The organism is Synechococcus sp. H70.1 (genome assembly GCF_047502705.1).
In the GTDB taxonomy this organism is placed as follows: domain Bacteria; phylum Cyanobacteriota; class Cyanobacteriia; order Thermostichales; family Thermostichaceae; genus Thermostichus.
This window is the reverse complement of sequence record NZ_JANSIV010000014.1, coordinates 1-13219: the sequence shown is the minus strand read 5'-3', so window position 1 is coordinate 13219 and position 13219 is coordinate 1. Positions and strand designations below refer to the sequence as shown.

General features: G+C 60.2%; 14 protein-coding genes. 10 read left to right on the top strand and 4 right to left on the bottom strand.

Going from position 1 to position 13219, the window contains the following annotated elements:
• Positions 1 to 133: 133 nt before the first annotated feature.
• Positions 134 to 559: an NfeD family protein gene (locus tag NW827_RS00850; RefSeq protein WP_414404367.1), complete on the top strand. Its 426-nt coding sequence runs from the start codon at positions 134 to 136 to the stop codon at positions 557 to 559.
• Positions 560 to 574: 15 nt separating this feature from the next.
• Here NW827_RS00850 and ndk read toward each other — a convergent pair whose 3' ends face one another.
• The 3 genes from ndk to NW827_RS00835 form a co-directional block, all read right to left on the bottom strand.
• The gene (gene ndk, locus NW827_RS00845; protein ID WP_414360590.1) at positions 575 to 1030 is read right to left on the bottom strand and encodes a nucleoside-diphosphate kinase; all 456 of its coding nucleotides are present in this window, start codon (positions 1028 to 1030) and stop codon (positions 575 to 577) included.
• A gap of 74 nt (positions 1031 to 1104) precedes the next feature.
• Positions 1105 to 1764 carry a HupE/UreJ family protein gene (locus tag NW827_RS00840; protein WP_414404368.1) on the bottom strand — a complete coding sequence of 220 codons (660 nt, stop codon included), beginning with the start codon at positions 1762 to 1764 and terminating at the stop codon, positions 1105 to 1107.
• A 74-nt stretch (positions 1765 to 1838) separates the two neighbouring features.
• On the bottom strand, positions 1839 to 2351 hold the full coding sequence (locus tag NW827_RS00835; RefSeq protein ID WP_414360588.1) for a hypothetical protein: 513 nt from the start codon (positions 2349 to 2351) through the stop codon (positions 1839 to 1841).
• A 62-nt stretch (positions 2352 to 2413) separates the two neighbouring features.
• Between NW827_RS00835 and NW827_RS00830 the strand changes: the two genes are divergently transcribed.
• The 8 genes from NW827_RS00830 to NW827_RS00795 all read left to right on the top strand — a co-directional run bounded on the left by NW827_RS00830 (position 2414) and on the right by NW827_RS00795 (position 10169).
• Positions 2414 to 2767, top strand: a complete 354-nt coding sequence (locus tag NW827_RS00830) for an MGMT family protein (protein ID WP_414360586.1) — start codon at positions 2414 to 2416, stop codon at positions 2765 to 2767.
• 204 nt (positions 2768 to 2971) lie between these two features.
• Positions 2972 to 4927 (top strand): bifunctional metallophosphatase/5'-nucleotidase, encoded by a 1956-nt coding sequence (locus NW827_RS00825; protein ID WP_414404369.1) that lies wholly within the window; start codon positions 2972 to 2974, stop codon positions 4925 to 4927.
• A gap of 169 nt (positions 4928 to 5096) precedes the next feature.
• Positions 5097 to 5624 (top strand): hypothetical protein, encoded by a 528-nt coding sequence (locus NW827_RS00820; protein WP_414404370.1) that lies wholly within the window; start codon positions 5097 to 5099, stop codon positions 5622 to 5624.
• A 40-nt stretch (positions 5625 to 5664) separates the two neighbouring features.
• Positions 5665 to 6129, top strand: a complete 465-nt coding sequence (locus NW827_RS00815; protein WP_414360580.1) for a GUN4 domain-containing protein — start codon at positions 5665 to 5667, stop codon at positions 6127 to 6129.
• Positions 6130 to 6152: 23 nt separating this feature from the next.
• The gene (locus NW827_RS00810; RefSeq protein ID WP_414360579.1) at positions 6153 to 6878 is read left to right on the top strand and encodes a DUF1995 family protein; all 726 of its coding nucleotides are present in this window, start codon (positions 6153 to 6155) and stop codon (positions 6876 to 6878) included.
• 236 nt (positions 6879 to 7114) lie between these two features.
• Positions 7115 to 7594 carry a Fe-S cluster assembly sulfur transfer protein SufU gene (gene sufU / locus NW827_RS00805; RefSeq protein WP_414360577.1) on the top strand — a complete coding sequence of 160 codons (480 nt, stop codon included), beginning with the start codon at positions 7115 to 7117 and terminating at the stop codon, positions 7592 to 7594.
• A 269-nt stretch (positions 7595 to 7863) separates the two neighbouring features.
• Positions 7864 to 8457, top strand: a complete 594-nt coding sequence (locus NW827_RS00800) for a hypothetical protein (protein WP_414360575.1) — start codon at positions 7864 to 7866, stop codon at positions 8455 to 8457.
• Positions 8458 to 8642: 185 nt separating this feature from the next.
• Positions 8643 to 10169, top strand: a complete 1527-nt coding sequence (locus tag NW827_RS00795; protein WP_414404371.1) for a S10 family peptidase — start codon at positions 8643 to 8645, stop codon at positions 10167 to 10169.
• Between the two features lie 19 nt (positions 10170 to 10188).
• Here the strand turns inward: NW827_RS00795 and cysS are convergent, their stop codons facing one another.
• Positions 10189 to 11685 (bottom strand): cysteine--tRNA ligase, encoded by a 1497-nt coding sequence (gene cysS / locus NW827_RS00790; protein ID WP_414360572.1) that lies wholly within the window; start codon positions 11683 to 11685, stop codon positions 10189 to 10191.
• Positions 11686 to 12160: 475 nt separating this feature from the next.
• Between cysS and NW827_RS00785 the strand changes: the two genes are divergently transcribed.
• Positions 12161 to 13219, top strand: a 1059-nt coding sequence (locus NW827_RS00785) for a LysM peptidoglycan-binding domain-containing protein (RefSeq protein ID WP_414503224.1), incomplete at its 3' end; no start/stop codon positions are given.

The window sequence follows — 13219 nt, the reverse complement described above, 5'->3', positions numbered from 1 at the left end:
AGGGATCCCTTGCAGTTTTTGAAGCCCTACCCCCTGGGTGGCTAGCTGGCAGTCTAGCCAGGAGAAAAAGGGATCCCTGCCCAGAATCCGGAGGCTGTGAGCCATACTAAACGTGGTGGGATCCCTAGGTCCTATGGTTTGGCCCTGGATTGTTCTTGGGTTGGTTCTCATTGCCTCCGAGCTGTTTTTGCCGGGGCTGGTAGCTGGCCCAGTGGGTTTGGCTGCTCTAGGCGCTGCTCTTTTGGCCCATTGGGGTTGGCCAGTTTGGGCCCAGTTCTTGGCTTGGATTGGGCTCTCCCTTGGGCTAATCATTCTCAGCCGGCGTCTGCTGCCCTCTCCTTCAACGCAGTTGGAAGATCTCCTGAAGGAATCGCGAGAAGCGCGGGCAGTTACGGCCATTCCGCCGGGTGAGCGGGGTCGGGTCTCCTATCTCGGCTCCATCTGGAATGCCAAGTGCAGTATCCCTAACTTAGCCATCCAACCTGGTCAAGAGCTTTACGTGATCGAGCGCGAGGGCAATACCCTTATTGTAGTGCCAGCCCAGATGCTTGAGTCTTGAGTGCCCTTTGCAGCTCTACAGCTCTTCGTAAATCCAGCTTTGGGTGGCAGGCGTCCAGTTCACCAGCTCGGATTCTTGAAACCAAAGGGCAATCTCCCGCTGGGCAGTTTCCGGCCCGTCAGAACCGTGGACAAGGTTGCGGCCAATATCAATGCCAAAATCGCCGCGGATGGTGCCCGGCTCGGCTTCCAGGGGGTTGGTTTTGCCAATTAGCTTGCGAGCGGCAGCAATCACTCCTTTGCCCTGCCAGACCATGGCCACCACTGGCCCTGAGGTAATAAACTTTACCAGGCCGGGGAAGAAAGGGCGTTCCTTGTGTTCAGCGTAGTGGGCTTCTGCCAGCTCTCGGCTTACCTGCACCAGCTTTAGGCCCACCAATTGGTAGCCCCGGCTTTCCAGGCGCTGGATAATGGTGCCCACCAGACCCCGCTGCACGCCGTCTGGCTTGATGGCGATAAAAGTGCGCTCCATGGGATCTCCCCTTGTTTGAGTTGATCTTCACCGTTATCCTTGTACCGGATTGGGGATCCCCAGTGCAACGGTGTCTAGGAGCTCACCACCGCCAACGTCAGGAATATAGACCCCACTATCGCAATCATCCAGCCGGCGCTGCGGATGAAGCCAGGGATCCTCTCTGCCCAGGTTTCAGCTGCCCAGAGGGCAAGGAGCGCTACCCCATATTGCACGGTGCTCAACCCCAGTAAGTAGCCCAGCCAGGGCATGGGTTCGGCGCCGAGGATGGCTTCGGCATAGGCATAGCCATGGAATAGCCCAGCCAGGGACCCCCACAGCAGCAAGAGCCAACTGGGGAGCTGCCGCGATTGAACCAGCAGTAGGCCAAAGAGAACTATGGAGCAGGCAATCGCCAACTCCGTCAGCCCCAAGGGATCCCAGCCGGCCAGGTGGATCCCGGTGCCCAGTAGACTGGCCAGCACACAGCCCAAAGGGATCCCGTAGCGCCAGGGCTGCCCCGCTGCAATGAGACCCATGGCCACCACAAAGGCCAGGTGATCTAAGCCAATAACAGGGTGAGCCAGCCCCGAGAGAAATCCTTCCCATCCTGTGGCCGGCAATCTCCCGCCCAAAACGTGGTGAGCAAGAGCCGGCCCAGAGGCCAGCCAGGCGATCCCTGCTCCCAGGCCAACGGCCCAGTTGCGGCCCACTGGAGCAGGCAAGGCCAAAGGTCGCCGCCACTGCCAAAACATGCTTTTTGCTACCTCACAATTAATTGCACGTACGCAAAGGGTCTAAGCTTGCTGTACCGGCAGCTAGGTCAAGTTCAAAGGTGCTCGCTGTACCCTTGTAGATTCTCCGGCTCAAATTGGCGCAAAATCCGCGTCGCCTCGCGAAGGCGGGTTTCGCTTGCTTCCTCCACAATGAGCACGTACTTGCCTGCATTGAGGCGGTTGCGGTAGGCCAGGGCATCGCCAGAGCCACTGGTTAGACCCACTCCTCCCCCCACAAAAAAGCTGCCCATGGCCCCGCCCAGGGCACCCAATAGGCCGCCAATGAGGTGGTTGCCCAGGGATCCCGCCCAAGCAAAGGTATCCAGGCCGCTGAGGAGGCTGAACCCCACTCCCGCCAAGAAGCCAAAGGGCACCAGCCAAATGGCTAGGCGCTGCATCTGCCGGCGGGCTGCTTGGGCCGGATCGATGAGCCCAAACTCATCTGCCGTTTTGTAGCCTCGCCCCAGGAGGTGCAGCCGCTCCACGGGAAAGCCCGCTTGTTCCAGGGCGCTGTAGGCCGCTTCGGCAGCCATGCGATCCGGCAGGACGGCAATGAGATAACTCATAGGAAGAGCTGCGCTTGTTATCAGCCAACTCCATTGTCTCCTGAGTTTGGGTAGGGATCCCTATGACACCGGCTTGCCCCACCGAGGCCCAATCCATCAGCCTCTACCAGCGCTTCTATGAAGTTGTGCGGCGGATCCCGCCGGGGCGAGTGGCCACCTATGGGCAGGTGGCGCGGCTGGCCGGCTATCCGGGGTATGCTCGCCAGGTGGGCTATGCCCTGTTTCGCCTGCAAGGCCAAAAGACCGACATCCCCTGGCACCGGGTGATCAACGCCCAAGGGCGCATCTCCTACTCCCCCTTTCGCCTTGGCTACGACGACCTGCAAAAAGTCTTGCTCCAAGCCGAAGGGATCCCCTTCGACGCCGAGGGCCGGGTGGACCTGCACCAGTTTGGCTGGGATCCCAGCCAAGCTTAACCTGGGCTTGACCTAACCTTAAACAAACCATAGCAAAACCTCCCGCCCAGCCCTGGTAACGTGAACGCGAGGGCGTCTTGTGGACGGAGTGTAGGGATGGTCATGAAACCAGCTTGTTGCACGCGAGGGTCTGCCCCTGCCAAGGGAGGGTTCCCGGCTTGGCTGAACCCTCTGGCCAAGTCCCTTGGGGCTGGGCTGTGCTGCTTGGCGCTGGGTCTGGCTAACGCCTGCGGTACCACCGACGGCAGCTCAGTTCCTCCAGCCGGGGGAGGAGCGGGGTTTATTGCCTCGGATCCCAACGTCACCCTCTCCCCCCAGCCGCCTGTCTTCACGCTGCAGATTTTGCACGCCAGCGACTTAGAAGCTTCCATCGCTGCCGTTCAGGATGCACCCCGCTTCTCGGCGGTGGTGAATGCGCTGCGGCCCCAATTTCCCAACACCGTGATCCTCTCTAGTGGCGACAACTACATTCCCAGCCCCTTCTACAACGCCAGCGCCGATCCCTCGCTGCGGGCTCGCTACGACCGCACGCCTGGCAAGGCTGATATCGAGATCCTCAATGCCATTGGCTTTCAGGCCTCTGCTCTTGGCAACCACGAGTTTGACCAGGGTACCCGGCAACTCCGCGACCTCCTGCGGCCTGACCCTAGCCGCGGCTATGCGGGCGCCCGCTTTCCCTACCTAAGCGCCAACCTCAGCTTTAGCGGCACCGGCGAATTAAGCAGCACTGATCTAGCTCCCGATGGGCAAGAGGCCAGTTCCATTCCGGGCAAGATTGCCAAAACCGCTGTGATTACTGTAGGGGGACAGCGAATTGGCCTAGTGGGAGCCACCACCACGCGCCTAGCTGCCATTTCCAGTCCTGGCCCTGAAGTAAGGGTGGAAGGCAGAGTAGATGACAGTGACCAGGTCAGCGCCGCCTTGATTCAAAATTTCGTTAACCAGCTTACTGCCCAGGGCATTAACAAGATCATCCTCCTGGCCCACCTGCAGCAGCTCCAAAACGAGGTGGCCCTGGCCAGCCAGTTGCGGGATGTGGACGTCATCATTGCAGGGGGCTCCCATCGGGTGATTGCCAAGCCCACCGACCGCCTGCGCCCTGGGGATGTGCGCACGGGCGACTACCCCATTCTGCGCTCCTCCGCCAGTGGCCAGCCGGTGGCGGTGGTCAACACCGGCGCCAACTACCGCTACGTGGGCCGCTTGGTGGTTGGCTTCGACGCCAACGGGGTGATTGCCCGCATTGATCCGGTAAGCGGCGCCTATGCCACCGACGAGCAAGGGGTAGCAGCCGTAGGCGGCACTCCCAACCCTGAGGTGGTGCGGGTGGCCAACGAGATCGGCAACATCATCCGCACCAAGGATGGACGCATCTTTGGCTCCACAACGCAGTTCCTCAACGGCCTGCGGGCCGAGGTACGCACCGAGGAAACCAACCTGGGCAACCTCACGGCTGATGCCAACTTGGCCTACGCCAGAACGGTTGACCCCACCACGGTCATCTCTCTAAAAAACGGCGGCGGCATTCGCGCTCCCATCGGAGCTACCACCGGTGGCGGCGGCGGCGAGCCGGTGCGGCGGATCCCTCCGCTGGCCAACCCCGATGCCGGCAAGCAGGCAGGCCAAATTTCGCAACTGGATATCGAAACCGCTCTGGCCTTTAACAACGGCCTGTCGCTGGTAACCGTCACCGCTGAGGAGCTGAAGCAATTGATAGAACATGGAGTGGCCCAAACCCAGCCAGGGGCTACACCAGGCCGCTTCCCGCAGATTGGCGGCTTTGCCTTCAGCTTTGATCCCTCGCGGCCACCGGGATCCCGCGTAGTTTCTTTGCGGGTGGATACCCCCAGGGGCCCTGATGTAGTGGTGCGCAACGGCCAGCTGCAAGGGGATCCCCGCCGTACCTTCCGCCTGGTGACGCTGGACTTCTTGGCCAACGGTGGGGATGACTACCCCTTCCCGCGCCTGTCTAACCCCAACCGGGTGAACTTGGCCCCCAGTTCCGGCCTCACCTTCGATACTCCCGGCAGCGAACAGGATGCTCTAGCTCGCTACCTGCGGCAGATCGGGGTGTTTACCCAAGCCGACACACCGGCTGCCCAGGATACCCGCATCCAGAACCTCTCGGTGCGCCAGGACACAGTGCTGCAAGGTCTGTAGTTTGAGCCGTTGTCCAGCCAGTTGCCCCTCTCCTTCGTGGGGGAGGGGTGTTGGCTTGGGAGAAGGACTCTTCCGGTTGTCGGAAAGACTTGATGCCTACCACCTTGTTGACAGATTTTGGGCAAGGATTGGAACTACACTACTAGCGAGAGAAATTGACATTTTTTGTATGACGCTGGAAACGTTTTTCACGCAGCTCAACACCAACGGCCCAACGATTGCCATCTTGCTCTTTGCCGCCCCCTGGTTGGTTTGGGTTCTCTGCCACTGGATCCCGGGGCAGTGGGAAGAGCCTTTTTTGCTTAGCTTAAACCTTGGCCTAGCAGCGGTAAGCCTCGTCCTCTGGGCTGGCTACCTGGCCTACGCCACCAACACAGCTGGCTGGCAGGCAGTGGTCAAGCAGGCGGATATGTTCCTGTTGCTGGTGCCTCCCTACTATTTTCTCGCCTCCATCTGGGTGGCCCGCCAGCGCATGCCGCTCTCGCGGGTGCCGGCTTTCCGCACTCTGCAAGGGATCGGCCTCGTGGCAGCGGCCTATCTCATTCTCTCTTGGCTTAGCCGCCGGGTCTATGTGATCTTTTTTTCCTATCTGCCCTTCTCGACCTTCTTGTGGATTCTAGCGGGGCTGGTGGGGGTGGCCTACATCGGCTATCGCCTCATCTTTGGGGATCCGCCCCAGTACCCGCCCGAAAGCTGAGGGGACTAAGATATCGAGGAAGACCTTCGGCAACTGGGCAATGGTAGCTGTGCCTCTGATTTCGGCCCTGAACATCGACTACCGGCCTTTGCAGGAGCTGTTGTTGGCAGGAGCCTGGCGGGAGGCGGATCGCCTAAGTCTACAATTGCTGTGTCAAGCAGCAGGAGAGGGGGCACTGCGGCGGGGCTGGTTGTACTTTTCTGAGGTAAGCCGGATCCCAGTGGAGGATTTGCGCACCATCGATGCCCTGTGGCGGGCGGCTTCTGGGGATCGCTTCGGCTACTCGGTGCAGCGGCAGCTGTGGCTGGGGGTAAATCGCAATTGGGAGCGCTTTTGGTCGCTCATTGGCTGGAAGCAAGGCTACCACTGGACCCGCTATCCTGAGGAGTTTACCTGGGATCTCTCTGCTCCCAAGGGTCACCTGCCCCTTTCCAACCAACTGCGGGGGGTACGGGTGCTGGAGGAGTTGCTCACCCACAGGGCTTGGGAAGAGTCGTCCGGCTAAGTGTCTTCTAGTGGGATTGAACTGTGGCCGAGCACCTACAACTAACCCAATTTCCCCACTTGCCTGTCGACCTGGCCCAGGCCTGTGAGCAGGCCATTCAGGCCACGCAGCTGGCCATACAGGCGGGGTATCGCCGTTTGCTCATTGAGCTTCTTGCTCCTGAGATTAAACCAGAGGTCTTGGCCCGGCCGTTCTTGCAGCTGCTCCAGCCACCAGCTTTGGTGTTGTTTAGCGATGCCGGCGGAGCAGCCCTAGCCCAGCGGGAGTGGGGATCCCTTCCCGAAGGAGTGCAACTGCAGAGCCTGACTGCCCGCACCCAACCTACACCAGAACAGAGCCTCCTTTTCGTCATGCCAGCAGTCTACAACTTGGACCAGGTGGAGCGGGTCTGCCAGGCGGTCAGCGGCGGGGATCCGGCCAAAGGCCGGGATCCCAAGCCGGTGGTGCTCCTCAACCCCCAGCTTCAAGACGCCGCCACCGTGGGAGTGGGGTTGGCGGGCCGGCGGCTGCGGCAGCGCTTCCTGAGTACCTTTGAGACCAGCTACTATCTGCGCTCACTGGTGGGAGGGGCTCTGTTTCGCGCCTATCCGGATCCCTGGAGTGTGTGGCAGGAGGAGGAAGACGGCTGCTACAGCGTCCTCCAGACCTTTAGAGCTCGGCCCAGCGGCGAAGAAGTGGCCGAGCTGTTCCGGGCCCGCAGAAGAGGGGCTCCCTGGTGGAGCTGGCGGCGCTGGTTGGGATCCCTTTGATGCGTTTTGATGCGCTTGCGTTGGCCGGGCGGCGCACCATTGTTCCCCAAGTAGCCTGGCCAGAGCTCCTGCTTAGATAGCTTGCACCCTCTGCAGGCCTAGTCTCAGCTGAGAACAAAGTTAAGATTAACTTAGATCTCGCCAAACCATCCGAGGGGGCTGCTTCCCCAGGCTCCTGGAAAGGGAGGATGTTGCCCGAACGCAACTCCTCAGGTGTTGATTAGCTGGGAACAACAATGCCTCTTGACAACCTGCGCGGACTCTACCAACAAGTGATTCTCGAGCGCTACAGAAAGCCTCGCAACTTTGGCAGGGTAAATCCGGTTCACCGCCACCAACGCGGCCATAACCCCTCCTGTGGCGACACAGTTGATCTCACTTTGCAGCTGGATCCCAACCAGGAGCAGATTGTCGATGTCAAATTCGAGGGGGAAGGTTGCGCTATTGCTATGGCTTCTGCCGATTTAATGGCTGATGCTGTGCGGGGGCGTACTATTCCCGAAGCGCTGCAGTTGGTGGAGCGCTTTCAGGCCATGATGCGCGGCGGCGAAGAATTTCCCCGAGAGTACCGCTTCCTGAATGCCATGAAGGGGGTCGCCCAGTTCCCAGTGCGCATCAAGTGTGCCAACCTGGCATGGCATGCTCTCAAGCACGCGCTGCAATCCCCTGGCTCTGCAGAGGAGTCAGGGTTTGTAAGCAACGAAAACGTTGAGTGACCTCCTCCTGCACTCCTGCTAGTCCCTCCACGAAGGGGCCAGGGAGGTCCCACGGCGGGGCTGTAGGGCAGCCTACCCTATCTTCGCGGGGGGTGTCTACGAGTCCAGGGCGAGGCTCATAGCCACATCCAGTAGCAACAGAACTCTGGCTGCTGCAGAAGCCCCGTTTGTGAAGGCAAGCGCTAGGCAACGAGAACCGCTTAAAGTTGAAGACAAAAAAAGAGCCAGAACTTTGGCTGGATAACGTTGGCCGAAGCAGAGATTTTGCAATGAGAGCCATTCTAGTAGCAGTCACGATTGGTTTAACCGGGATCCCTGGCCTAGCCTCTCTGCCAGTGGAGGCCCAGACCCTTTTTGAATTGGGTGCCTACCGTCTTGACCAGGGGACCCTTATCCCCGTCGGCAGCCTCAGCAGCGAAGGGCCGCAGTACTTTTACCCGGACACCCTCTATCCCCTAGAGGTGGCCGTTACGCAGAACATTTTCGACAGCCAGGGGCGCTTGGTGATCCCAGCCGGCAGTCGCGTTTTCGGGCAAATGGAGCCAGCAGCGGGCGGATCCCGCTTTGTGGCCACTTCCATTGTCCTTGGCGGTCGCACCTACAGCCTGCGGGCTTCTTCCAGCGTCCTTCCCGACGAGAAGGATCCCCGCCACTCCACGGCTGAGGCCATTGCCCAAGATGCGGCTATTGGGGCAGCGGCGGGTGTGGTGCTAGGGGCACTCACGGGCAACCTCTCGCTAGGTAACGTTCTGGGGGGCGCGGTGGCGGGAGGGGTGGTGGGCAATGTCACGGCTCCCCAGGTGGTGGTGCTACGCCCTGGCCAGTCCTTTTATTTGACCTTGGAAGCTCCACTGGCTTTGTAGGAGCTCCGCCGAAAACCGTTGGTGGCTTCTCCACTGACCTGCCCGCAGCTTGTGGTCCCCCTGGTGGATCAAGGGGGAAGCCGGCTGCTCTAGCCACTAACGCCAAAGAAGCAGGTTGGAAGGGATGGATGGCCGGCAACTTGTGATTGACTGGGGATCGGTTAGATTGCGGATCCCTGACACCTATGGCGGTAGAACCCAAGTCCACCCCTGCCCTGCACACCACTGAGCACACCTTTACCGCTGGAGGAGAGCCCTTCCCCTACAAGGCCTTGGCTGGTTGGCAAAGGCTCTTCCGCCGAGAAAAGCCAGTAGCGGAGATCTTCCACGTCGCCTATTTGCGCCAGGACGCTGAGCCCCAGCACCGCCCTCTTACTTTTGTTTTCAACGGAGGGCCAGGGGCAGCCTCTGCCTATCTGCACATGGGTGCGCTGGGGCCGAAACGCATTCGCTTTGGGCCCAACGGCAGTCTGCCCCCCTCGCCGGTACACCTTGTGGATAACGCCGAAAGTTGGCTGCCCTTTACCGACCTGGTCTTTGTCGACCCAGTAGGGACAGGCTTTAGCCGCGCCATCTCGGAGGACTCCCCATCTTCCAAAGAGTCTCAGGGAGCTGTGGCAACCTCTGCCCCCAAGCCCACTCAGCCGCTAGACAAGGAGGAGGAGCCTCCCAAGGAAGCGCCCTTCTGGGATGTGGAGCGGGATCTGCAGTCCTTAGGCGAGTTTATCCAGGGCTTCCTCTCCCGCTACAAACGCTGGCTCTCTCCAATTTTTATTGCTGGTGAGAGCTACGGTGGGTTTCGGGTGGCACGGCTGGCCAAGGAGCTGCAGTCCAGGTTTGGGGTCGGCCTGTCAGGGGCCATTCTCATTTCGCCAGCGCTTGAGTTTGGGTTGTTGGAGACCAACGATTACAACCTCAGCAGCTGGGCAATGCTTTTCCCTTCCTATGTAGCCACAGCAGCCCATCATGGGCGGTGTGGTTGGGGGGAGGATTTGCAGCTCCTGCTGCCCAAAGCAGAAAGCTTTGCCCGGCAACGCCTGTTGCCGCTTCTGGCCATGGGGGAGGCAATGCCAGAGGCAGAGCGGCAAGCCATCTATGCAGAGATGGCGGCAGGGATCGGACTCTCACCTGAGTATGTGGCCCACAAGGGCGGGCGGATCGACCCGGCCAGCTTTGCCCGCGAGCTGTTGCGCTCCCAGCGGTTGGTGTTGGGGCTCTACGATGCCTCGGTAACCACCGTGGATCCCTTTCCGGATCGGCCTACCTTTGCAGGATCCGATCCCACCTTGGATGGGGTGGATCGCCTGTTTACTGCCGCCATCAACAGCCACCTGCGGGAGACCCTCCAGGTGGACACAGACTTGACCTACCACCTCCTCAACCTAGAGGTGTTCAAGTCCTGGCGCTTTACCCCCAAAGGGGAGCTCAAGCAGGGGTTCATTGGCGCTATGGACGAGCTGCGCAGCAGCATGGCTCTCAATCCCCACTTGCGGGTGAGCATTCACCACGGCTTCTACGATTTGGTTACGCCCTACTTTGCCTCTAACCACCTGGTGGACTTGATGAAGCTGGATCCTCGCCTTAGGGCCAACCTCCTCTTGCGCCACTACCGCGGCGGCCACATGTTCTACACCTGGGATCCCTCGCGGGTGGAGTGGTTTGCTGAGATGCGCCAGTTCTACCACAAGGCCATTGCTAGCCTTTCGGGGTAGGCGGCTCACCTCAGGCTTCCTACTCCCGCAGCCAACGGGTGGTGCCATCTTTTTGATCGATGAGGGTAATCCCCAGGGCCTTTAGCTGCTCTCGAATCCGATCCGCCTCGGCAAAGTTTTTCGCCCTGCGGGCAGCCGTGCGCTGCGCCACCAACTCTTCGATCTGCTCCTGCGGCAGAGGCAGCCCCTCTTTCTGGAGGGCGCTTGCCTGGCCTGGAGCAGCTACAGCCGGCTGCAACCAGCAAAAGCCCAGCGTAGCTAAGATCTCCAACAGGGCAGCACCCTTTTGCCCGAGTACCTGCGGCTCCAGCTGGGTGTAGCCCTGGTGGGTCAACAGGTTGTGCTCACGGATCAGTTCCTTGGCCAGTTCAAAAGCAACAGCCAGGGCCCCAGGGGTGCCAAAGTCATCGTCCATAGCCGCTTGGAAGGCTTGCATCGCCTTGGGATCAGGGGAGGCTGTCTCCCCTTGGCAAAACTGCTCGGCGCAGTGGATCCCTTTCTCGAGGGTTTCCCAGCCGCGGCTAGCCGCCTGCATTCCAGCCTCGGTGAGGTCAATCGGGCTGCGGTAGTGGGTCTGCAACAAGAACAGCCGCAGGGCCATAGGGTGATAGACGGCAAGCGCCTGGCGCAGGGTGGTGAAGTTGCCCAAAGATTTGGACATCTTCTGGCCGTTGACGTTGACAAAGCCGTTGTGCAGCCAGTACTTGGCCAGCGGCTTGCCGGTAATCGGCTCGGATTGGGCGAGCTCATTCTCGTGGTGGGGAAAAATGAGATCGGCCCCGCCGGCGTGAATGTCGATGTGATCCCCCAAGTTTTCCCGCACCATGGCCGAACATTCGATGTGCCAGCCCGGACGTCCCCAGCCCCAGGGAGACTCAAACCCCGGCTCGGAAGGGGGAACCGCTTTCCAAAGAGCAAAATCCCAGGGATCTCGTTTGCCAGCCCCTTCCTCCCCTACCCGGCCACTGGCCCCTGCCTCCAGCTCCTCCAGCTTGCAACCGGAGAGTTGACCGTAGTCTGGGAATTTACGGACAGTGTAGTAGACGCTATAGCCTGGGATTTTCCCCTGCGGATCCCGTACCCGATAGGCAAAGCCCTTGAGCTCTAGCGCCTGGATTAGCTCGAACATTGCCGGCAGGGATTGGGTTGCCCGGGGGTAGAGATCGGCCCGCTTGACGTTGAGGCGATCCATGTCCTGGAAGTACTCGGCGATGAAGCGTTCCGCCACCGCCTGCATCGATTCGCCCCGCTCCAGTGCCCGCTTGAGGATCTTGTCGTCCACATCGGTAAAGTTCTGCACATACTTGACCCAGTAGCCCCGCCACTCTAGGTAACGGCGCACCATGTCCCACACCACATAGGCGCGCGCGTGACCCAGGTGGCAGAGGTCGTAAACTGTAACACCGCAGACGTACATCCGCACCAGTGGCTTTTCCCCCTCCGCCACCTCACTAGCAGCAAGGGGCTGGAAGACTTCTTTGCGGCGAGTCAAAGTGTTATAGACAACTAAAGTCATGGAAAGCCCTAGCTTGTAGTTGTAACTTTAAGTACAGCAAAGTGGACTCTACTTTCCAAGGCGCCGTCCTCCCCGGGATAAGGCTAGGCAAAATTGCAAGAGGTAGAAGGCTGAAATCATCGTAGTGCAACCATCGTAGCTGGAATTACCTGCGAAGACTTGTCTAGATTTACCAACTACGGTAACCTAACCAGAGTGCAAACTGATTCGTTACATTGGCTTGAGCCTTGCTGCTTTCAAGCGAGGCGCGGGGCCAAGAGGTTACTTCTTCTCTTGCACTCTACCTAGTGGTGTGAGGATGCCTCCAAAATTAACCTTCTCAGATTCTCAGAGGGAGGAGCTAGATACCCCTAGGACTTTCTCTCCGGCTGAGGATTCGGTAGGAATCCCGCCAGCTCCAGATCCCTCTGGGGAAGGAGGCAAGGAGTGGGATCCTGAAACGTTCTCCGCCCTATCCAGACGTTGGTGGGCTGGCTTGGCCCTCTCTCTCAGCTTAGCCAGCCTGGTGTGGCTCCTAAAGCTGAAGGCGGATCCCAGAGCAGAGGTTTGGCAGGAGCCGCTGCCGAGTTCCGCTGAGGAGCCGGGCTCCTCCGAGAGGGCAGCTCCCTCGCCGGGGGTTGCTTACCGAGGGTATCCAGCCTGGGCCACCGGTCTTTTACTCATGTTGGGTGTGGCGGGGGCTGCTACTCTGCAGCAACGCCAGCTGTCTCGTTACCCTTTGGGAGCAGAGCTAGCCGAGCTGATCCCACCCTCAGTGCATACCCTCTCCGGCGCCCTGCAGCAGAACTACGAGCTCAAAAAAGCCCAACTGCGGCAAGCCCTCGAGGCTGGTCAAATCCCAACAGGGGAAGGGCCCCGAGGCATTCTCGAGCATGAGGTGCAGCCAGGAGAAACCCTCTGGCACCTAACCCAGAGGTATCAGCTCGATGCTGCTGCCATCGCCGTTTCCAACGGCCTGCAGGCTAGAACTGAGCTAAAGCCAGGGCAGAAACTGCTGATCCCTAGCCAGCCGGGGTTAATCTACACCGTCAAGGCAGGCGATACCCTGGAAGGTATTGCCAAGCGCTATCAAGTTCCGCAGCAACGAATTATTGAGGCCACCCCTCTGGAGCGGCCTGAATATTTACGTATTGGCCAGCGGCTGCTCATCCCCGGTGATGTGGGCGAGCTAATCCGGCGGGAGAAGGAGAGAATTGCCGCTCAAAAAGCCCGCGAAGCGGAAGAGCGCCGCCGCCAGGAAGAGGAAGCCCAGCGCCAAGCAGAGGCACAAGCTCGCTTACAAACTGAGCGGCCACGCCGAGCCCAGCAGAGGCTGCCAGCAGGGCAGGCCCTTTTGACCCACACCGTGAGAGCCGGCGACACCATCGAGCGGATTGCTGCTCGCTACGGGGTGACGCAGCGGTCAATTATCCAGGCTAACAACCTTCCCAACCCCCAGTTGCTGGGCGATGGGCAGCGCCGCACGGGGGGGGGGGGGGGGGGGGGCGGGGGGCGGGGGGGCCGCGGCGGGGGGGGCGGGGGGGCGGGGGCGGGG

What these genes read in the sequence shown, in the direction of transcription:
- NW827_RS00820 (WP_414404370.1), top strand. Translation starts at nt 5,097, where the DNA reads ATGACGCTGGAAACGTTTTTCACGCAGCTCAACACCAACGGCCCAACG.
- NW827_RS00835 (WP_414360588.1), bottom strand. Translation starts at nt 2,351, where the DNA reads ATGAGTTATCTCATTGCCGTCCTGCCGGATCGCATGGCTGCCGAAGCG.
- NW827_RS00815 (WP_414360580.1), top strand. Translation starts at nt 5,665, where the DNA reads ATGGTAGCTGTGCCTCTGATTTCGGCCCTGAACATCGACTACCGGCCT.
- ndk (WP_414360590.1), bottom strand. Translation starts at nt 1,030, where the DNA reads ATGGAGCGCACTTTTATCGCCATCAAGCCAGACGGCGTGCAGCGGGGT.
- NW827_RS00840 (WP_414404368.1), bottom strand. Translation starts at nt 1,764, where the DNA reads ATGTTTTGGCAGTGGCGGCGACCTTTGGCCTTGCCTGCTCCAGTGGGC.
- NW827_RS00850 (WP_414404367.1), top strand. Translation starts at nt 134, where the DNA reads ATGGTTTGGCCCTGGATTGTTCTTGGGTTGGTTCTCATTGCCTCCGAG.
- NW827_RS00830 (WP_414360586.1), top strand. Translation starts at nt 2,414, where the DNA reads ATGACACCGGCTTGCCCCACCGAGGCCCAATCCATCAGCCTCTACCAG.
- cysS (WP_414360572.1), bottom strand. Translation starts at nt 11,685, where the DNA reads ATGACTTTAGTTGTCTATAACACTTTGACTCGCCGCAAAGAAGTCTTC.
- NW827_RS00795 (WP_414404371.1), top strand. Translation starts at nt 8,643, where the DNA reads ATGGCGGTAGAACCCAAGTCCACCCCTGCCCTGCACACCACTGAGCAC.
- NW827_RS00800 (WP_414360575.1), top strand. Translation starts at nt 7,864, where the DNA reads ATGAGAGCCATTCTAGTAGCAGTCACGATTGGTTTAACCGGGATCCCT.
- sufU (WP_414360577.1), top strand. Translation starts at nt 7,115, where the DNA reads ATGCCTCTTGACAACCTGCGCGGACTCTACCAACAAGTGATTCTCGAG.